Genomic DNA, 19,724 nt, shown 5'->3' with positions numbered 1-19,724 from the left:
AGCGGAAGGCATGTACTGATGAAGACAAAGGGTGCTCTCATCTGGGAGTTCAACCAGCCGTGGTCGATCGAGGAGATCGAGATCGGCGACCCCGTCAAGGACGAGGTCAAGATCCAGATGGAGGCATCTGGCATGTGCCATTCCGATCACCATCTGGTGACCGGAGACATCCCGATGGCCGGTTTCCCGGTGCTCGGCGGCCACGAGGGCGCGGGCATCGTCACCGAGGTCGGCCCCGGCGTCGAGGACATCGCACCCGGTGATCACGTCGTGCTGTCGTTCATCCCGTCGTGTGGCGCATGTCCGTCATGTCAGGCCGGCCTGCGCAACCTCTGCGACCTGGGCGCAGGACTGCTCGGCGGCCAGGCCGTATCCGACGGCACACACCGCATCACGGCCAAGGGCCAGCCGGTCTTCCCGATGACGCTGCTTGGCACGTTCAGCCCGTACATGGTGGTGCACAAGAGCTCGGTCGTGAAGATCGACAAGTCGATCCCCTTCGAGGTGGCCTGCCTGGTCGGTTGTGGTGTGACCACGGGCTACGGCTCGGCCGTGAAGGCCGGCGACATCCGCCCCGGCGATGACGTCCTGGTGATCGGTGTCGGCGGCGTCGGCATGTCGGCGGTCCAGGGTGCGGTCAACGCCGGTGCCCGCCACATCTTCGTCATCGAGCCGGTGGAGTGGAAGCGCGATGCCGCACTGAAGTTCGGTGCCACGCACGCCTATCCCGACACTGACGCTGCCTTCGCGGGTATCGCCGAGGCCACCTATGGTCTGATGGCCAAGCAGGTCATCGTGACGGTGGGTGAGCTGAAGGGCGCGGACGTCGACACCTACGTCAACCTCACCTCAAAGGGCGGCACCACGGTGCTGACCGCCATCGGCAGCCTGATGGACACCAATGTGTCCTTGAACCTGGCGATGCTGACCCTGATGCAGAAGCGCCTGCAGGGCACCATCTTCGGTGGCGGCAACCCGCACTTCGACATCCCGCAGCTGCTGTCGATGTACAAGGCGGGCAAGCTCAACCTCGATGACATGATCACCCGGCAGTACAAGCTGGAGCAGATCAACGACGGCTACAAGGACATGTTGGAGGGCCGCAACATCCGCGGCGTCATCCGCTACACCGACGCAGACCGGTAGGAGCAGCGGTGTCACAGGAAACCGCTGAGAAGTCCCCCGTACTCACCGCGTCGGAGGCCTCATGGCGCTGCGTGCAGTCGGGTGACCGCGAGGGCTGGCTGGCGCTGATGGCCGACGACATCGTCGTCGAGGATCCGATCGGCGAGTCCGTCACCAACCCCGACGGCACCGGAGTGAAGGGCAAGGAAGCGCTCGCGGCGTTCTACGACGCGAACATCGGGCCCAACACCCTGACCGTCACCCGGGAGGAGACGTTCCCCTCGAGTTCGCCTGAGGAGATCGCCTACATCCTGATGCTGCACACCGTGTTTCCGAACGGCTTCACCGCAACGGTGCGTGGTGTCTTCACCTACCGGGTGAACGACGAGGGCCTCATCACCAACCTGCGCGGCTACTGGAACATGGATGCGATGAAGTTCGGCCAGGAGGACGCAAGCTGAGCGGTCGGGGCGCCGTCGTCGTCGGCGGCTCCCGGGGCGTCGGGCTCGCGGTCGCCGAACTCCTGGCCAGCCAGGGGTTCGGCGTCGTCGTCAATGGGCGTGACCCCGATGCCGTCGCCAGCGCCGTCGGCGGCATCGGCGGTCGCACCGTGGGTTACGCGGGCTCCCCCGCAGATCCCGTGGTTGCCGACGCGTTGATCGAGCGGTGCATCGACGAATTCGGCCGCATCGATGCGCTGATCAACTGCGCCGGAACCGCCGAGCCGGCGGGGTCATCGATCCTCAATGTGTCATCGGCCCAGTTTCGGGATCTGCTGGACGCTCATCTCGGCACGGTGTTCGAGACGTGCCGCGCGGCAGCGCCACGGATGGTCGCCGCTGGTGGCGGCGCCATCGTCAACACCAGTTCGTTCGCATTTCTCGGCGACTACGGCGGCACGGGATACCCGGCGGGCAAGGGTGCGGTCAACGGCCTCACCCTCGCCATCGCCGCCGAACTTCGCGCGTACGGCGTCCGCGCGAATGTGGTGTGTCCCGGCGCGCGAACCCGACTGTCGACCGGCCCGGATTACGAGGCCCACATCGCCGACCTGAACCGGCGCGGGTTGCTCGACGAGATCAGCATGCAGGGTGCACTCGACGCCGCGCCGCCGGAGTACGTCGCGCCCACCTACGCCTACCTCGCCAGTGACCTCGCCAATGACGTGACGGGACAGATCTTTATCGCCGCAGGCGGTTTCGTCGGCCGCTTCGACCGTCAGACACCCGCGATCGTCGCCTACCGCGACCACCACGACTCGCCGCCATGGTCACTCGACGAGCTGGATGGGTTCATCCGGCGGTAAGCCGCTGCCGCAGTGCGTCAAGAACGCGCTGCGGTGTTGGTAGATCGAGTCGGCACGCATCTCCAGCCGGTGCGCCGTCCTCGGGGCGCATCACGTCAACTCCGTCAACGAGGACGGTCGGCGAAGCGTAACGACCGACGCGGTCGATGATCGGAACGTCAATGCCCAACGCGGCCATGCAGTCAGCAACGACGTTTCTGGCGGCGTTGGCGTTGGGGCAACCCGGCGACGTGAGCAGTTCGATAAGCACTGCGATCACTCCCTGGCGCTAGAGGTCGTTGCGGACTCCCGACGAACTCGTTGGGTTCATCCGGCGGTAAGCCGCTGATGCAGTTCCCACGACGCGCGCTCGACCCAGTTCGTCAACAGCTTGCCGTCGTCACGCACCGCCCAGACGGCGGTGCCTGTCATCGCGACGTTCTGCTTGTCGGGCGCCGTTCCGAGGATGCCATTGTTGCGCCCGGTCAGCAGCCAGCGCGATGCCACCCGGCTCCCGTCGGCATTCTGGAAGGACTCGACGACCTCGAGATGTAGGGCGTCGACCTTGGCCAGAAAGCCCTCGATCCATCGCTTGAAGTTGTCGCGACCGGTGATGGTCTCACCGCCGGTGACGATGACGAAGTCCTCGACGACGAACCGATCCACCGCCGACGGGTCGTGGGCGTTCCACACGTCGTTCCAGAATGAGTGCACGATTGCTACGGAGTCCTGCGTGGTCATACCTGTGTAACGCCCGTGCCGTCCGGACCATGCCCGTCGAAAACGTTCCCTAGACGCCGGAGGAGGCGAGTGCTACGGTCGTGCCGAATCGTTTCGGCAGACATCGCCGTGAAGGCGATGGGTCTCCAAGACGATCTACCAGTGGAGTTGCGAGCCTCTGCTCGCGCAGAAAACAAGTGAGGAAACCATGACTGAAGTGTCGGCCGGCTCATTCGACGAGACGATGTGGACCGGACTCCTGCACGGAGGCGTCGGCGGAAACTTTATGGGTGTGCCGAGCATTGAACTCGACCGCGAGGCGATCAAGGCGTCTGGAACGAAGGCGGTCGTGTACGGCTTCCCGTTCGACGCGACAACGATCAGCCGGAGCGGCGCCAACTACGGTCCCCGCGCGATCCGTGAGACCTCGGTGCAGTTCACGAACTTCCAGGCGACCTATGACTTCGACCTCTTCGAACGGTTTCCGCTGGCCGACGGCGGTGACTGCAATGTCGCTCTCGGAAATACCGTGAAGACCTTCGAGCGAGTGGAGGCCGATATCACCGAGATCGTCGCGGGCGGAGCGATTCCCGTGGTCTTCGGTGGTGACCACTCGGTGAGCATTCCGGTCGGCAAGGCCGCGAAGAAGGCAGGGACGAGCCCGGGCTGGGTGCAGTTCGACACGCACCTCGATGCCGCACCACATGTCGGCGGCGAGGAGCTGAATCACTGCTGCACCATCACGCGCGCGGTCGACAACGGCTACGACCCGTCGAAGATCGTGCTCGTCGGCATCAACGGATGGCTGAACCCGAAGACGGAGCTGAAGTACTGCCGGGACAATGGCATCCGGGTGATCTGGCTGGAGGAGATCTGGGAGCACGGCGCCGCGTGGGTCGTCGAACAGATTCTCGAGCGCGTCGGCGAGGAGGGGTTCTACCTGACGTTCGACGTCGATGCACTCGACGCGGCTTACGCGCCCGGAACCTGCGCTCCGACACCGGGTGGAATGACCATGCGTGAGGCGCTACAGATCGTTCGGGGCATCTCGCCCGCGGGATTGATCGGTGTCGATATCGCGGAGACAGCTCCCGCGCATGACCACTCGACGCGGACTCAGCTGATCGCTGCTCGTATCGCGCTGGAGGCGCTGGCATTCCACGCGGGATCGCCCAACACACCGGTCAGGGTCGGCTGACTCGAAGTCAACGTGTGCGGGCTCGGGCCGAACAGGTCCGGGCCCGCACCCGTCTGTGCGTAGCGAGCCGCTCGGCACTCCCCCTGCGCGGACTGCTCCTAGGATTCGTAGAGTTCGGGGCGGCGCTGAGCGAGCATGTCGATCGCCCCTTCACTGCGTACGCCGATCTCCACATCCGCAGTCGCGCTGCCGGTCTCAACGGAGTCAAGCGCGGCGAGCACCGAGCCGTCCCGGTCGACGATCCGGCTCGATCCGCAGAAGTGGTGTCCCGACTCGGTACCGACCCGGTTTGCGTATGCCACCGGGACGCGATTCTCCAGCGCGCGAGCGCTGCTGGCGATGACATGATCACGCTCGTAGGGATGCATGTTGGCCGACCCAGCGACGAGAAGGGCCGCCCCGCGGAGCGCGAGCGTGCGGGACACCTCGGGAAACTCCAGCTCGAAGCAGTTCAGAACGCCAATCCTCGTGTCGCAGAGGGTGACCGGTTCGAGCACATCGCCGCGCAGGAATGCCTCGCGCTCGGTCCCGAACAGGTGCGTCTTGCGAATGGGCTTCCCGATGGTGCCGTCTCGGTCGATGGCGAGGTAGGAATCGAAGTAGCCCCCGGGGCCGGGTTCGACGAATCCCACCAGTAGGGCTGTGCGCGCGGAACGACAGCGGTCCGCGAGTCCCGCGATGCGGGGATCGTCGGGCGTCAGCGCGATCTCGTCGAGGGCCGTCGTCTGGTACCCCGAGAGGAAGAGTTCGGGGAAGACGATCAGGTCGACTCCGCTTGTCGCGGCCAGACGGTCTCCGACGTGGGAAATGTTGCGCTCGAGGTCCCGGGGCCGGGGCTCGTCCTGAACCACTGTGAGGCGCAGAGTGGTCGGCGGTGTCATGTTACTCCCGGTTTCCCTGGGTCACGGGGTGAGCGTGAGGCCCGAGTTAAATCGTTTCGATCCCCAATAGTACCTCCACCGGGTGCTTAACAAGGGTTGTTAAAACGTTTCGGCTTACGTAGTGTGAGCGCGGTTACACGCCTTCACCTAGTGAATCAAGGAGTCCAATGGCCAAGGCACCGATGGTGATGAAGCGAGAGTTCACCACGTTTTCCGCTCTATCCGTCGCGTTCGCGTTCGTCTCACCGATCGTTGCCCTGTACAGCGTTCTCGGTGTCGGACTGGCCACCTCGGGGCCGGCGTTCATCTGGGGCGGCCTCATCCTCTACGCGGGGCAGTTCGTCGTGGTGCTCACATTGGGCGTGCTGGCTTCGAAGTGGGCGGATTCGGGCGGTATCTATCAGTGGTCTCGCCGTCTCCTGGGATCTCGGTACGGCTGGTTCGCCTCGTGGACCTACATCTGGACACTCCTGATCACACTTCCCGCGGTCGCGTACGCCGGGGCCGTGCTGCTCCCGCCCATCTTCGACGTCTCGGGCGCCGATCACGGCCTTGTCACGTGGTTGGCGGTCGCCCTCCTCGCGTTCAGCACGCTGGTGAATCTCGCCGGGCGGGTCTTCATCAAGATCCTCATGGTCGCAGTGATCGTCGCCGAGGCGGTGGGGTCGGTCGGAGTTGCCATCTGGCTGCTCGTGTTCGAGCGCCATCAGGACCTCGACTACCTGTCACCGGCCGCACTCTTCGACTACCAAGGGGTGCTCTTCTCTGCCCCGCTCGTGATGGCCATCGCGTTCTCGAGCTACTTCGCGATCGGCTTCGAGAGCGCGAGCTCGATCGCCGAGGAGGTCAAGCGACCGAAGCGGGCCGTGCCCCGCGCGATGGTGATCTCGTTCTTCGCCATCATGAGCATCGTCTTGCTCAGCACGCTCGCGTTCACCCTCGCGGTGCCGAACGAGGCCTTCCTGCAAAACCCCGACAACGCTGCCGATCCGGCCGTTGCCATCATGGCTGCCGCGCTTCCCGAGCCGGTGTTCCGCGGCGTCCTCGCCCTCTTCGTCATCGCCTTCGCCGCGAGTCTCATGACCATTCAGATCACGGTTTCCCGAATCGTCTGGGCCACCGCACGAAACGGAGAGCTGCCGTTCGCGCGTCTCCTCACGCGCCTCTCCGGAGAGACGGGGCTGCCGCGGCGGGCGGTCATCGTCACAGCGATCATCGCGATGCTGCTCTTCATCCCGTTTCAGAGCGAGGGCATTCAGATGGCCCTGATCTCCTTCTCCTCAGTGGGCTTCTTCATCTCCTTCCTCTTTCCGATCCTCGGCCTGGCCATCGCGCGCGTTCGCGGGCAGTGGAAAGACGAGCCCGGCCTCTTCCTGGGACGCGCAGGGCGCGCGACGGGGTGGATTGCGCTGATGTGGCTCGTATTCCAGATCGTCAACGTCGCGTGGCCGCGGGAGACCGGCGGTGGATGGGCCAGCGACTGGTCGACGATCATCGGAGCCGTCACCGTCGGTCTGCTCGGTGTTGTGGTGGAGGCGTGGGTGCATCGAAGGAGACTGCACGCGGCTTCCACGGGGCGCACGATCGTGATCTTCGAGCGTGACGAGTCGGCTGACGACGATACGGAGCACGAGCCTCGTCGCGACACCGCGGGAGACCGCCTCACCACCTCGGAGACCGTGTGAGGACGGATGACACGTCAGTCCGCGAGCGTCGACTCCCGCACGGTCAGCGATGCGTTCACGAGTTCGCGTCGCCGACCGGCCTCTCCGTCCAGCGCGGAGAGCAGTAGATCGACCGCGACCTGGCCCAGCCGGACCGGGTGCAGATCGAGCGCGGTGATCGGCTTCTGCAGCCCGTAGTCGAGGTAGCGGCTGTCCGTGAGACTGACCACCTGAAGGTCCTCGGGGACGGCCATCCCCAGCAGGTGCGCGCCTCGCTCAGCGGCGAAGGCCAGGGTGTCGAGAGTGGCGAGCACGGCATCGAAACGGCGGTCGGGCGATGCGAGCGCGGCCCGGATCACGGGCTCGGCCTCATCCACACGCGGACCGGGCGAGCGGATGATGATGGGCTCAAGTGAGACTGTCGAGCACCAATCGAGATACGCCGAAAGCTCGTCGCGCACATAGGAGGAACTGGTCTCGCTCAGAAACAGCGCCGTTCGTGAACTGCGGACCGCATTGAGATGAGCCAGAGCCGTCGTCGTGCCCGTGGAGAAGTCGTTGTCCACCCAGCTGAACTCGCCAGAGTTCCGGCCGATGGTGACGCAGGCCAAGCCGGCGTGCGCGGCTTCGGCGAGCAGCGGATCGTCATCGCTCGGGTCAACGACGATGAGGCCGTCGGCCGCGGAGAGGAACGCCTGTGAGGATGAGTGGGAGGGGAGCATGGAAACTAGGAACCCGCGCTGGAAGGCTTCGGCGGTCGCCCCGTTCAGGACCCGGAAATAGTATTCGATGTCCCACTCGGGCTGCAGATCTGCGGTCGAGGACTGCACGGCCATCGGAGAGACGGTCAGCACGAGCGAGCCGGTCCTGCCCGCGTTCAAATTCTTGGCGATCCGGTTCGCCGTGTACCCCAGTCGATTCGCGACGTCGATCACGTTCTGACGGGTAGCGGGAGCGACGCGTCCCTTGCCATTCAGCGACTCCGACGCCGTGGCTATGGAGACGCCGGCTTCGTGCGCGACGTCCTTGATGGTGATGCGGCGAGATCTCACGGAACCTCGGCCTCGGAATGCGTGCTCGAGAATTGTTCGAGACCGCCCAGGACTGTGCGCACGGTGAGATCGAGTGCCTGGGACTGCCTCGCCGGGGGCAGCAGCACCCGCGACTCCTCGACCAGAGCAGAGATCCGCTCCCTCGTGGAGTGAAGTGTGCGATCCGAACCTGCTTCTTCGGCCAGAGCATCGCGCAGCGATGGGTCTGCGGCCGAACGGGTCTCACCCCGATCGAGGAGTCGGCGATAGGCACCCCAGAGCGGAACCGTGGGAACTCCGTTGCGGAGATCGGCTCCGTGATCCTTACCGAGGTTCAGCGCGTCGTCTCTGACATCGAGAAGGTCGTCGGAGAGCTGAAATGCGAGACCGAGCCGTTCGCCCGCTCTGCGGAAGCGGTCCTGGAATCCCGTGTCGCAGGAGGCTGCCATGGCGCCGAGTTCGAAGGCCGCTCCGAAGAGCGCGCCGGTCTTGAGCGTCGCGTAGTCCTCGATCGCGGGCCGGGCCTCGTCGCTCCACTCAAGCGCCGGTTCCAGCAGCTGTCCCCTGCATAGCTGCCCGAAGGCGCGGGCGAGCGGAGTCACGGCACGCTCCCCGAGGACTGCCGCGGTTTCGAACGACATGGCGATGAGCAGATCTGCGATGAGGATCGCGGTGGCCTCGTCCGCGGCGTAGTGCAGCGATGGCTGCCCGCGGCGGAATCGGGACCCGTCGATGATGTCGTCGTGAACGAGCGAGGCGGTGTGCAGCAACTCAAGAGCGACGGCGGCCTCGGCGGCGAATCTCAGATCAGGTGCACCGAACGCGTGAGCAATCAGGAGCACAGTCCGCGCGCGCAGGTGTTTCCCGCCCGAGAGGGCACCGATGATCGTCGATGGATCATCCACTGGGAGCGGGATATTCGCGAGGCGCTCGGATATCCGGGCCCTGAGACTGGCGGCCACGGAGGCCACCTGGGCATCGATCGCCTCAGCACGGAACGGTTCCGCGTCTCGAGGGAGAGCGATGGGAGTCGTCACACGGTTCCCTTCTCCGGCGAGTGCGAGGAATCCAACCAGGATACGGTCGGACGCGACCAGTGCCAAATCGGTTCAGCACCGTAAGGGTGACCACTGTTCTGAACGACGGCGTGACGGTCTGGCATGCTCGGGTCATGGCGTCCGTATTCACCATGATCATCAACGGGGATCTGCCCGGCCGCTTCGTCTACGAGGATGACGACGTGGTGGCGTTCCTGACCATCGAGCCGATGACGCAGGGCCACACGCTGGTCGTGCCGCGGGCCGAGATCGACAACTGGCAGGACGTCGATCCTGCGGCGTTCCAGCACGTGATGAGCGTGTCGCAACGAATCGGAAAGGCCGTCTGCAAGGCCTTCGACACGGAGCGGTCCGGTGTGATCATCGCCGGCCTCGAGGTGCCGCACCTGCACGTGCACGTGTTCCCCGCCCGCAACCTGTCCGACTTCGGCTTCGCGAACGTCGACCGCAATCCGTCGCCGGAATCCCTCGACGAGGCACAGGCCAAGATCAAAGCCGCTCTGGCCGAACTGGATTGACGCTCAGCCGACCGGCACCGCCACCTCGGCGATGCGCGGCAGGCTGACCCTGAACCGACAGCCCTCGCCGGGCGCGGTGATGACGCTGACCCGGCCGCCGTGCGCGTATACGAGCGAGTCGACGATCGAGAGCCCAAGACCGGTGCCGCCGCTGGTCCGCGCCCGCGATGAGTCGGTCCGGTAGAACCGCTCGAACACTCGATGCGCGTCCTCGCGGCTCATGCCGGGGCCCTCGTCGCACACCTCCAGCACGGCGGCGTCCCCGTCGGTGCCCACCCGAATCGCGACCCGCGCCGCCTCCGGGGTGTGCTGCAGCGCGTTGGCCACGAGGTTGCCCAGGACCTGGCGCAGTCTGGCCTCGTCGCCGAGTACCTCGGGTGTGCCAGGGCCGTCGAAGACCTCCATCGCGATATCCCGTTTGGGCGCCACCGACCGTGCATCGTGCACCGCGTCGCTAGCCAGCGACAGCAGGTCCACTCGGCGGCGCTCCAACGGTCGCTGCGCGTCGAGCCGGGCCAACAGCAGCAGATCCTCGACGAGTAGGCCCATCCGCTGAGCCTCACTCTCGATGCGGTTCATCAGCAGTTCAATGTCACGGGCGGCGCCTTGGCGGTACAGCTCGGCGAACCCGCGAATGGTGGTCAACGGGGTTCGGAGCTCATGGCTGGCATCGGTGATGAACCGACGCATCCGGTCCTCGGAGGTGCGGGCCTGTTCGGCCGACAGCTCCGATGCCGCGACCGCGTGCTGGATCTGAGAGAGCATGCCATTGAGCGCCAATGACAATCGGCCCACCTCGGTACGGGGGTCACGCTGCGGGATGCGTCGGTCGAGTTCACCGTTCGCTATCGCGGCCGCCGTCTGCTCCACCTCGACCAGCGGTCGCAGGCTGCGGTGCACCACTGCGAAACCGGCGATGCCGATCACCAACAGCACCGCGACACCGATGCCGACCTGCGACCACGTCAGCGCGCGCATCGTCGACTGCACCTCGGACAGGTCGATGGCCACCGTGGTGAGTTCGCCGCGTATGCCGCGCACGGTCATCGCCCGCCACTCAACCCCCGAGTGGTTGACCGAGCCCACCGTCACGGGCACTGGCCCGACGTCGTTGTCGTCGGGCAACGCGGGTTCGGCATCGCGGTCGTTGACCGCAATCCAGCTGTCTCCCTCGGAATCGATGCCGCGCACGTAGAAGTCCGACGGGGGTCGCGCCGGGTTCGGGCCCTCGATGGGGGCGGCAGGGGCTCGCCGGGGCGCCTGCGCCCAGCCGCGGGACGCGTCGAGCAAGGACTGATCGACGCGACTGACCAGGCTGTGTCGCATGATCGACGTGACGGCAACACCTGAGGCCAACAGTCCGCAGGCGACCAGAACCAGGGTCGCGGCCACCAGCCCGACCCGGAGTGGAATCCCTCGCCCGCGCAGTGTCGCCATTCCCTCGATCAGGGCGCGCTACCGCGGCTCGCGCAGCACGTAGCCGACGCCGCGCAGCGTGTGCAGTAGCCGCTTCTCACCGGTGTCGACCTTGCGTCGCAGGTATGACACGTAGGACTCGACGACGTTGACGTCGCCACCGAAGTCGTAGCGCCAGACGTGGTCGAGGATCTTCGGCTTCGACAGCACGGTGCCTGCGTTGATGATGAAGTAGCGCAGCAGGGTGAACTCGGTCGGCGAAAGCGAGACCGGCTCACCGGCCTTCCACACCTCGTGGGTGTCCTCGTCGAGTTCGATGTCGGCGAACGACAGCCGGGCGCTGCGGGTCTCCTCGACACCGCGTCCCGTCCGCCGCAGGATCACACGAAGGCGCGCCACCACCTCCTCGAGGCTGAATGGCTTGGTCACGTAGTCGTCGCCGCCGAGCGTCAGACCCGCGATCTTGTCCTGCAGGGTGTCCCGCGCGGTCAGGAACAGCGCCGGGGAGTCGATGCCATCGGCTCGCAGCCTGCGCAGCACACCGAACCCGTCCATCCCCGGCATCATCACGTCGAGGATCACGGCATCCGGTCGCACTTCACGCGCCTTGTCGAGGGCTGCGGGTCCGCTGCACGCGGTGTGCACCTCGAAGCCCTGGAACTTCAGGCTCACAGAGAGCAGTTCGACGATGTTGGTCTCGTCGTCGACAACGAGCACCCGCGCCTCTGGAACATTCTCGGTAATTGCTGGCATGGCCATGCGATCAATCTCCACCCTTTAGCTGCGATAGGAACTGCGCAGGCGCTGTGAGCTTCCTGTGAATTCTCTCAGCTTGCCACGACACCCCTCATCCTGGCGAACTGTGACGCCGGTCATAGACTCGATGTCATGAACCTCGGCAAAACGCTGGTGGACCTGGCCATGGCCCCGGCGCGCGTCGGGCTCGCGGTCGCCGACGTCGGTATCGGCATGGCCACCGGAGCACTGGGAATGGCCAGGGCAACGCTCGGCGAGCCCGGTACGGGCGCGGCCGGACCGGGCTCGGTCGCGAAGATGATGGGCCTTGACGACGCCGTGGCGCGGGCCAACCGCATCGCGCACCTGATCGACGACGACCAGCCCCTTGGCCGTGCGCTGGCGCCGGACGGCCCACTTGACCGGCTACTGCGGCCCGGAGGTGTCGTCGACAAGCTGACCGCACCCGGAGGAGCGCTGGACCGGCTCACCCAGGAGGACGGTGGGCTGATGCGCGCCATCGAGCCGGGCGGTCTGGTCGATCAACTGCTCGACGAGGAGGGGCTGATCGAGCGGGTGCTCGCCGAGGACGGCCTGGCGGATCGCCTGCTGGCCGAGGGTGGCCTGATCGACAAGCTCACGGCTCGCAACGGACCGCTGGAGCAGCTGGCCGATGTCGCCGACACGTTGAACCGGCTGGCACCGGGCCTTGAGGCCCTGGCGCCCACCATTGATGCGCTGCACGATGCCGTCGTCACGCTGAGTCAGGTGGTCAACCCGCTGAGCAATATCGCTGATCGGATCCCATTCCCGGGCCGTCGGCCGGGGCGCCGCCCCGCACCTCAAACCGTCACCTCTCAGCGGGTCATCGACCACGAGGACTGACACCGAGCGCTATGCCGATTGATGGAGCCCCCGGTCAGGATTGAACTGACGACCTACGCTTTACAAGAGCGTTGCTCTACCACTGAGCTACGGAGGCGGGTCCACCTCGATGGATCATCGGGGATCTTACTGGGCGACCCTACGACATTGATTCCGGCCGCTGCTTGGGCAGACGATGGCGACGGTCGACCCGCGGGCACCGCCGCTCCGTCTCAGACACCACGCTCTATCGAGGCATCGCCGATATGGACATCGATAGCTCCGTAGTTGTCCACTTCGGCCATAGGGCCGGGGGGTCGACGTTCCTACGCTGACCACACATCGATGTGAAGGGACGATCGGGATGACGATGATCGACACGGTGGTGGGTGGCCCCGGCCTCCGCCAGGAACGCAGGCTCATAACCGAGGTGCCCGGGCCGCGATCTCGCGAGCTGGCTGCACGGCGCACCGCGGCACTGCCCGCCGGGCTGTCCAGCGGCGCCGCCGTGTACGCCGAGGCGGCCGGCGGTGGCGTCGTCGTCGATGTCGACGGGAACTCGTTCATCGACCTCGGCAGCGGTATCGCCGTGACGACGGTCGGCAACGCCGCCCCCGCGGTCGTGTCACGCGCCGCCGCACAACTGGCCCGCTACACCCACACGTGCTTCCTGGCGACACCGTATGAGCCGTACATCGAGGTGGCCGAGGTCCTCAACCGGATCACCCCGGGCGACCACAAGAAGCGCACGGCGTTGTTCAACACCGGCAGTGAGGCGCTCGAGAACGCCGTGAAGTACGCCCGCGCGTTCACCAAGCGGCCCGCCGTGGTGGTCTTCGACCACGCCTTCCACGGCCGCTCGCTGCTCACGATGACGATGACCGCCAAGAACCAGCCCTACAAGCACAGCTTCGGCCCGTTCGCTCCCGAGGTGTACCGGGCGCCGATGGCCTACCCCTACCGCTGGCCCTCTGGCCCGGACAACTGCGCGGCCGAGGCGTTCAGCCAGTTCGCGCAACTCATCGACGCCCAGATCGGCGCCGATGCGGTTGCGTGCGTGGTGATCGAACCCATCCAGGGCGAGGGCGGTTTCATCGTGCCCGCCGACGGGTTCCTGCGCTCGGTCGCCGACTTCTGCCGCGACCGCGGCATCGTGCTCGTCGCCGACGAGGTGCAGACCGGGATCGCGCGCACCGGAACGTGGTTCGCCAGCGAGCACGACGGGATCGTGCCCGATCTGATCACCACCGCCAAGGGGTTGGCCGGCGGTATGCCGTTGGCCGCGGTCACCGGCCGCGCGGACATCATGGATGCCGCGCACGCCGGCGGCATCGGCGGCACCTACAGCGGCAACCCCGTCGCGTGCGCGGCCGCCCTCGGGGTGTTCGACGAGATCGACACCCACAACCTGCTCGACCGCGCCCAGGCCGTGGGCGAGATCCTGGTGCGCGAACTGCGCGCTATCGCCGCCACCACCGAGGTGATCGGCGAGATCCGCGGCCGCGGCGCGATGATCGCCGCCGAACTCGTCGTGCCCGGTGGACGATCCCCCAACCGCGACGCCGTCGCCGCGGTCACCCGGCACTGCCAGAACAACGGCGTATTGACCTTGACGGCAGGCACGTTCGGCAACGTGCTGCGATTCCTGCCCCCGCTGTCGATCACCGATGAGCTGCTCATCGAGGGCCTCGACGTCGTACGCGACGCCTTCGCGCAACTCTGACCGCAGCCCACCCGTACTCAGTACCTCGCACCCATCTGGAGCCACCCATGACCATCACCTCCGCCTCCCGTACCGAGAAGACCTACACGCCGCTGGGGCTCTTCGACACCAATCGTCTGCTCGACGACGACGAACGCGACATCGCCGCCACCGTGCGTAAGTTCGTGGAGTCTCGACTGAAGCCCAATGTCGAGGACTGGTTCGAATCCGCAACCCTGCCCAGGGAATTGGCCAAGGAGTTCGGCGACCTCGGTGTGCTGGGCATGCACCTCGACGGCTACGGCTGCGCCGGAACCAATGCCGTCAGCTACGGCCTGGCGTGTCTGGAACTCGAAGCCGGCGACAGTGGCTTCCGCAGCTTCGTCTCGGTGCAGGGCTCGCTGTCGATGTTCTCCATCCACCGCTACGGCTCCGAGGAGCAGAAGAGCGAGTGGCTGCCCAGGCTGGCCGCCGGTGACGCGATCGGCTGCTTCGGCCTCACCGAGCCCGACTTCGGCTCCAACCCGGCCGGTATGCGCACCCGCGCCCGCCGCGACGGCGGCGACTGGGTGCTCAACGGCACCAAGATGTGGATCACCAACGGCAACCTCGCCGACGTGGCCACCGTGTGGGCTCAGACCGACGACGGTGTCCGAGGCTTCCTGGTACCCACGGACACACCCGGTTTCACCGCCAACGAGATCCACAAGAAGCTGTCGCTGCGCGCATCGGTGACCTCCGAGCTGGTGCTCGACAACGTCCGGCTGCCCGCCTCGGCCCAGCTGCCTCACGCGTCCGGTCTGAGCGCACCGCTGTCGTGTCTCAACGAGGCGCGTTTCGGCATCGTGTTCGGTGCGCTGGGCGCCGCCCGCGACAGCCTGGAGACCACGATCGCCTACACCGGCACCCGCGACGTGTTCGACCGGCCGCTGTCGAGCTTTCAGCTGACCCAGGAGAAGCTCGCCAACATGACACTGGAACTGGGCAAGGGCATGCTGCTGGCGCTGCACCTGGGCCGCATCAAGGACGCCGAGGGCGTGCGCCCCGAGCAGGTCTCACTGGGCAAGCTCAACAACGTCCGCGAAGCGATCGCCATCGCCCGGGAATGCCGAACCCTGCTGGGCGGCAGCGGAATCACCCTGGAGTACTCCCCGTTGCGCCACGCCAACAACCTCGAATCGGTGCTGACCTACGAGGGCACCTCCGAGATGCACATGCTGTCCATCGGGAAGGCCCTCACCGGCCAAGCCGCCTTCCGCTGATCACCCTCTGCCGCAACCTGAATGGGAACAACCATGACTGTCTACACCCCCGTGGAACTGCAGCACCTGGTGGCCGGTGAGTGGATTTCGGGCACCGGCCAACAACTGCGAAGCCTCAACCCCGCCCGGCCTGAGATCATCGTGGCCCACGGGGGTGCGGCCACCGCGGCCGACCTGGACACGGCGGTCACTGCCGCCACCGATGCCCTGCCCGGGTGGAGTGCGAAACCGATCCACGAGCGTGGGGCGGTATTGCTGGCGGCCGCCGACGTCATCGACCGCCACGCCGAGGACTGGGGGCTGGACCTGGCCACCGAGGAGGGCAAAACCAAGGCCGAGGGTGTCGGCGAAGTACGCCGCGCCGCACAGATCCTGCGCTACTACGGCAACGAGGGTGATCGTCAGTCCGGCGAGATCTACTCCTCACCGCGGCGCGGCGAGCAGATCCTGGTGACCCGCAAACCCGTCGGCGTGGTCGGTGTCATCACCCCGTTCAACTTTCCGATCGCGATCCCGGCCTGGAAGATCGCACCCGCCCTGATCTATGGCAACACCGTGGTGTGGAAACCGGCCAGCACGGTGCCACTGCTGGCGACGCACCTCGCGCGTGCGCTCAGCGCCGCCGGGCTGCCGGCGGGTGTGCTCAACCTGCTGATCGGCGGTTCGGATCTCGGCGACGGCATCGTCAATCACTCTGGCGTCGACGCCATCACCTTCACCGGCTCCACCGGGATCGGCCGGCGCATCGCCGCCGCGGCCGCAGCGCGCGGGGTGCCGGCGCAGTGCGAGATGGGCGGCAAGAACGCCGCCATCGTCCTCGACGACGCCGACGCTGATCTCGCCCTCGAACAGGTGATGCTCGGTGCGTTCCGTTCCACTGGCCAAAAGTGCACCGCCACATCGCGATTGATCCTCACCGACGGCATCGCCGATCGCTTCCTGGACGCACTGACCAGCAAGACCCGCGCACTCATCGTGGGTGACCCGACCGACGATTCCACCCAGATGGGACCGGTGGTCAACGATTCGGCGCACAAGTCCATCAGCACCGGCATCGCTACCGCGACCAGCCAGGGCGCCTCGCTGCTGACCGGCGGGTCAGTGGATCTGGACGGGCCGCTGGCCGGTGGCTACTTCATCTCCCCCACTGTCGTGGAACTCACGGGAGAACCGGCTGACATATGGACAGACGAACTGTTCGGACCCGTCTTGGCAGTGCGACGCGCCGCCGACGACGACGAGGCGTTCGCGTTGGCCAACGACAGCGAGTTCGGGCTGTCGGCAGCCGTGTTCACCCAGGACCTGACTCGCGCCCTGCGGGCCATCGACACCATCGACGTCGGGGTGCTGCACGTCAACTCCGAATCCGCCGGTGCCGACCCCCATGTGCCGTTCGGGGGCGCCAAGAAGAGCGGTCTGGGCCCCAAAGAGCAGGGCGGCGCCGCACGCGAGTTCTTCACCCACACCACCACGGTGTACCTGCGCGGCGGAATGGCACGCCCATGAGTGCCGCACTCGACGGGATTGTCGTCGTCGACTTCAGCCGCGTGCTCGCCGGACCGTACGCCACCATGATGCTGGGCGACTTCGGCGCCGATGTCATCAAGATCGAACGCCCTGGGGTCGGTGACGACACCCGCGAGTGGGGACCACCGTATGACTCCGATGGGGTGGCCACCTATTTCAATGCCGTCAACCGCAACAAGCGTTCAGTGGTGCTCGACCTCACCGACCCCGCAGACGTCGCCCGCGCCCGCGACCTGGTGACCGGCGCCGATATCGTCGTGGAGAACTTCCGTCCCGGCACCATGGAGAGACTCGGCCTGGGCTACGACACCCTGAGCGCACTGCGCCCAAACCTGATCTACTGCGCCATAACTGGTTTCGGCCGCGATGGCGGCGCCGACCTACCTGGCTACGACCTGCTCGTTCAAGCGGTCGGCGGGCTGATGAGCATGACTGGCCCCGGCCCCGGCGAACCCACCAAGGTGGGGGTGGCGCTGGTCGACGTGCTCGCCGGCGCGCACGCACTGAGCGGCATCCTGCTCGCCCTGGCACACCGCGACCGCACCGGTGAAGGACAGCGAATCGACACCGACCTGCTGTCAGTACTGCTGTCCTCCTTGGTCAATCAGGCCTCGGGCTACCTCGGCGCGGCCGCCACGCCCGCCATCATGGGCAATCGGCACCCCAGTATCGCGCCGTACCAGACGTTCTCAACGGCGGACAGGCCCATCGCGTTGGCCGTCGGCAACGACAAGCAGTTCGCGTTGCTGGCCCGTGCCCTAGAGCTGGACTGGCTTATCGAGGATGATCGGTTCAGCTCCAACGCGTTGCGCGTGCGCCACCGTGACGCGCTCATCGACATCCTCACCGCCACGCTGAAAAGCGAAGGCGCCGACCACTGGTACGCGCTGCTGTCCGATGTCGGCGTGCCGGCGGGCCCCATCAACGACATCGCCGAGGCATTCGCCTTCGCCGAGAAGCTCGGGCTGGTCCCCACTGTGGCCGTGCCCGGCAGTCACACACCACAGGTCGCCAACCCGATCTCGATGTCCCGCACACCGCCCACCTACCGCAGCGCCCCACCCCGACTGGGAGGTGGCGCCCAGCGATGACAGCACCGAGCACCGCATGCGATTAGCATCAAATCCGTGTTGGTGAATCTCACGCGACTCGTCTCCTCGCATCGGCCCTAGGCCGTGCCGTGACGATGACCGTGGGCCGCCTGGTGCAACACCCCGATCTTGGGCTGACACTGGTCGCCGGCCGAGAGAACACCGACCGCACCATCGTCTGGGCACATGCCATCGAACTCGCCGACCCCACGCCCTATCTCTCGGGTGGCGAACTCGTCATGACAACGGGCATGAACGTCGGCGCGACAGATCGCGAGCAGCACGACTACCTCGCCCGCCTCTCGGCGGCCGGTGTCGCGGCGCTGGCCTTCGACACCGGGACGAGCTTCGCCCAGGTGCCGGCCGGGATCATCGTCGCGGGTGACGCGCTCGGCATGCCCGTGATCGCAGTCCCCGCGCGCACTCCGTTCATCGCCATCACACGGGCGGTCATCGACGAGGTCACCGCCGATCAACTCCGATCGGTCCAACGCATCGTTGATCAGCAGGAGGTGATGGCACGCGAGGCCCTCAAGAACGGGATACCGGGGGTGGTCAGCGCGCTCAGCACATCCCTGTCGGCGACCGTCATCGTCCTGGCCACTGACGCCAGTACCCTCGCGGCCGCCGGGCCCGACAGCAGCCGTGTGGCGCATCTCTGCAGCCAGCATCTGCAGCGCCCCCGGGCACGCACCACCCGCGACCAGGCCAGCCGCGTGTTCGCCGATGACGTCGGATACTGCACGCTGCAGGCCCTTCGAGCGACACAGACGCTGCGCGGTCACCTCGCAGTCAGACGCGACGCCCCGCTGTCTCCGCTCGACAGACTGCTCGTTGCGCACGCCGTGTCCCTCATCTCGATCGAAATGGACAAACCCGCAAAGGTTCTCGACGCTGAGCACCGGCTCCGAGCCGCCGTGGCCCAAGCGGTGCTCGCGCAGGATGCCATCATCGACGCCGGGCTCCTGCGGTACTTCGGGTTCGACCCGGAGCGGTCGGCCGTTGTCGTCGCGCTCAGCAACACCGGGCCAGCACTCGCCGCCGAGAGGCACACCCAGGACGTCCTTGGCACCCTCGCCACCCCCTACCTGATGGCCTCGCGAGCCGACGAGATCAACCTCGTCCTGCCCGCCGACAGCAGCACTGCCGCCAACGACATTCATCAGGCCTTGGGCACCCGGCTGCAGAGGCGGCTCGGCGGCGGCGTGAGCCTTCCGGGCACGTTCGGCAATCTGGGCCTGTGCCTGCGCCAGGCACAGGCGGCAATGCGTAGCGGCCCCGCCGAGGATCGCGTCAGAAGCTTCGCAGAACTCGGTGTCTTCAGCGTCATCCTCGGCAACCGAACCAGTGCCGAACTCGAACTCATGGCGCAACAACTCGAACCGCTCGACGAGCACGACCGAGCCGAGAACTCACCCGAAACCGGTCTGATCGCCACGCTCGAGGCATACCTGCACTCAAACGGGCACATCGAAAGCGCTGCCGCCGCAATAGGTATTCATCGCCACACCATGCGCAATCGCCTCGCGAAGATCCGCGAGATCACCAACTGCTCCCTGGAGTCCGCAGACTCCCGCGCCGAGATGTGGTTGGCGATCAAGGCGCGAGAACTGCTGTCAATGGGTGCGCCGAACGAGCGCTAGATCT

Annotated in this window: 19 protein-coding genes and 1 tRNA gene; 12 read left to right on the top strand and 8 right to left on the bottom strand. The window is 66.3% G+C overall.

Translation table 11 applies throughout. The annotated features are described in order from the left end of the window. The first annotated feature begins 18 nt into the window (after positions 1 to 18). From ACZY0X_RS06875 to ACZY0X_RS06865, 3 genes are read left to right on the top strand one after another with little or no spacing between them, the layout of a single operon-like run. Entirely contained in the window at positions 19 to 1,146 is a 1,128-nt protein-coding gene (locus ACZY0X_RS06875; RefSeq protein WP_354523661.1) for an NDMA-dependent alcohol dehydrogenase, read from the top strand. 8 nt (positions 1,147 to 1,154) lie between these two features. Further along, positions 1,155 to 1,586 carry a nuclear transport factor 2 family protein gene (locus ACZY0X_RS06870; RefSeq protein ID WP_463768901.1) on the top strand — a complete coding sequence of 144 codons (432 nt, stop codon included), beginning with the start codon at positions 1,155 to 1,157 and terminating at the stop codon, positions 1,584 to 1,586. Then, entirely contained in the window at positions 1,583 to 2,431 is an 849-nt protein-coding gene (locus tag ACZY0X_RS06865; RefSeq protein WP_463770539.1) for an SDR family NAD(P)-dependent oxidoreductase, read from the top strand. The genes ACZY0X_RS06870 and ACZY0X_RS06865 overlap by 4 nt, the downstream gene beginning before the upstream one ends. Here the strand turns inward: ACZY0X_RS06865 and ACZY0X_RS06860 are convergent. Together ACZY0X_RS06860 and ACZY0X_RS06855 are read right to left on the bottom strand one after the other, a co-directional pair. Beyond that, positions 2,418 to 2,681, bottom strand: a complete 264-nt coding sequence (locus ACZY0X_RS06860) for a thioredoxin domain-containing protein (protein ID WP_463770537.1) — start codon at positions 2,679 to 2,681, stop codon at positions 2,418 to 2,420. The two genes, ACZY0X_RS06865 and ACZY0X_RS06860, sit on opposite strands and share 14 nt — an antisense overlap. A gap of 56 nt (positions 2,682 to 2,737) precedes the next feature. Further along, positions 2,738 to 3,151: an ester cyclase gene (locus tag ACZY0X_RS06855; RefSeq protein ID WP_463768900.1), complete on the bottom strand. Its 414-nt coding sequence runs from the start codon at positions 3,149 to 3,151 to the stop codon at positions 2,738 to 2,740. A 187-nt stretch (positions 3,152 to 3,338) separates the two neighbouring features. Between ACZY0X_RS06855 and speB the strand changes: the two genes are divergently transcribed. Then, positions 3,339 to 4,328, top strand: coding sequence for an agmatinase (gene speB, locus ACZY0X_RS06850; protein ID WP_463768899.1), 990 nt, complete (start codon positions 3,339 to 3,341; stop codon positions 4,326 to 4,328). A 98-nt stretch (positions 4,329 to 4,426) separates the two neighbouring features. Here the strand turns inward: speB and ACZY0X_RS06845 are convergent, their stop codons facing one another. Further along, a complete protein-coding gene (locus ACZY0X_RS06845) occupies positions 4,427 to 5,209 on the bottom strand; it encodes a carbon-nitrogen hydrolase family protein (RefSeq protein ID WP_463768898.1) in 783 nt (260 codons plus the stop codon). A 167-nt stretch (positions 5,210 to 5,376) separates the two neighbouring features. On the opposite strand from ACZY0X_RS06845, the gene ACZY0X_RS06840 reads away from it, so the two are divergent. Beyond that, a complete protein-coding gene (locus tag ACZY0X_RS06840) occupies positions 5,377 to 6,894 on the top strand; it encodes an APC family permease (RefSeq protein ID WP_463768897.1) in 1,518 nt (505 codons plus the stop codon). Between the two features lie 14 nt (positions 6,895 to 6,908). Here ACZY0X_RS06840 and ACZY0X_RS06835 read toward each other — a convergent pair whose 3' ends face one another. Together ACZY0X_RS06835 and ACZY0X_RS06830 are read right to left on the bottom strand one after the other, a co-directional pair. Continuing rightward, positions 6,909 to 7,925, bottom strand: coding sequence for a LacI family DNA-binding transcriptional regulator (locus ACZY0X_RS06835; RefSeq protein WP_463768896.1), 1,017 nt, complete (start codon positions 7,923 to 7,925; stop codon positions 6,909 to 6,911). Then, positions 7,922 to 8,809 (bottom strand): polyprenyl synthetase family protein, encoded by an 888-nt coding sequence (locus ACZY0X_RS06830; protein WP_463768895.1) that lies wholly within the window; start codon positions 8,807 to 8,809, stop codon positions 7,922 to 7,924. Before ACZY0X_RS06830 ends, ACZY0X_RS06835 begins: the two co-directional genes overlap by 4 nt. Positions 8,810 to 9,075: 266 nt before the next feature. Here ACZY0X_RS06830 and ACZY0X_RS06825 point away from each other — a divergent pair, with 266 nt between their 5' ends. After that, on the top strand, positions 9,076 to 9,480 hold the full coding sequence (locus tag ACZY0X_RS06825; RefSeq protein ID WP_463768894.1) for an HIT family protein: 405 nt from the start codon (positions 9,076 to 9,078) through the stop codon (positions 9,478 to 9,480). Between the two features lie 3 nt (positions 9,481 to 9,483). Here the strand turns inward: ACZY0X_RS06825 and ACZY0X_RS06820 are convergent, their stop codons facing one another. Both ACZY0X_RS06820 and ACZY0X_RS06815 read right to left on the bottom strand, forming a co-directional pair. Further along, positions 9,484 to 10,917, bottom strand: coding sequence for a sensor histidine kinase (locus tag ACZY0X_RS06820; RefSeq protein ID WP_463768893.1), 1,434 nt, complete (start codon positions 10,915 to 10,917; stop codon positions 9,484 to 9,486). Positions 10,918 to 10,935: 18 nt separating this feature from the next. Beyond that, positions 10,936 to 11,655 carry a response regulator transcription factor gene (locus ACZY0X_RS06815; RefSeq protein WP_241403048.1) on the bottom strand — a complete coding sequence of 240 codons (720 nt, stop codon included), beginning with the start codon at positions 11,653 to 11,655 and terminating at the stop codon, positions 10,936 to 10,938. 129 nt (positions 11,656 to 11,784) lie between these two features. On the opposite strand from ACZY0X_RS06815, the gene ACZY0X_RS06810 reads away from it, so the two are divergent. Beyond that, positions 11,785 to 12,516 (top strand): hypothetical protein, encoded by a 732-nt coding sequence (locus tag ACZY0X_RS06810; protein ID WP_463768892.1) that lies wholly within the window; start codon positions 11,785 to 11,787, stop codon positions 12,514 to 12,516. Positions 12,517 to 12,538: 22 nt separating this feature from the next. On the opposite strand, the gene ACZY0X_RS06805 is transcribed toward ACZY0X_RS06810, so the two are convergent. Continuing rightward, positions 12,539 to 12,613, bottom strand: a tRNA-Thr gene (locus ACZY0X_RS06805). A 252-nt stretch (positions 12,614 to 12,865) separates the two neighbouring features. Between ACZY0X_RS06805 and gabT the strand changes: the two genes are divergently transcribed. The 5 genes from gabT to ACZY0X_RS06780 all read left to right on the top strand — a co-directional run bounded on the left by gabT (position 12,866) and on the right by ACZY0X_RS06780 (position 19,720). After that, positions 12,866 to 14,218 carry a 4-aminobutyrate--2-oxoglutarate transaminase gene (gene gabT / locus ACZY0X_RS06800; protein WP_463770535.1) on the top strand — a complete coding sequence of 451 codons (1,353 nt, stop codon included), beginning with the start codon at positions 12,866 to 12,868 and terminating at the stop codon, positions 14,216 to 14,218. 47 nt (positions 14,219 to 14,265) lie between these two features. After that, on the top strand, positions 14,266 to 15,459 hold the full coding sequence (locus ACZY0X_RS06795) for an acyl-CoA dehydrogenase family protein (RefSeq protein WP_463768891.1): 1,194 nt from the start codon (positions 14,266 to 14,268) through the stop codon (positions 15,457 to 15,459). Between the two features lie 33 nt (positions 15,460 to 15,492). Further along, positions 15,493 to 16,965, top strand: coding sequence for an aldehyde dehydrogenase family protein (locus ACZY0X_RS06790; RefSeq protein WP_463768890.1), 1,473 nt, complete (start codon positions 15,493 to 15,495; stop codon positions 16,963 to 16,965). Continuing rightward, positions 16,962 to 18,077, top strand: coding sequence for a CaiB/BaiF CoA transferase family protein (locus ACZY0X_RS06785; RefSeq protein ID WP_463768889.1), 1,116 nt, complete (start codon positions 16,962 to 16,964; stop codon positions 18,075 to 18,077). Before ACZY0X_RS06790 ends, ACZY0X_RS06785 begins: the two co-directional genes overlap by 4 nt. A gap of 95 nt (positions 18,078 to 18,172) precedes the next feature. Further along, positions 18,173 to 19,720 carry a PucR family transcriptional regulator gene (locus ACZY0X_RS06780; protein WP_463770533.1) on the top strand — a complete coding sequence of 516 codons (1,548 nt, stop codon included), beginning with the start codon at positions 18,173 to 18,175 and terminating at the stop codon, positions 19,718 to 19,720. Positions 19,721 to 19,724: the final 4 nt, after the last annotated feature.

This window comes from Mycobacterium sp. IDUB_39 (assembly GCF_055419205.1).
The sequence above is the reverse complement of the archived record's forward strand: the minus strand, read 5'-3'. Positions and strand labels throughout refer to the sequence as shown.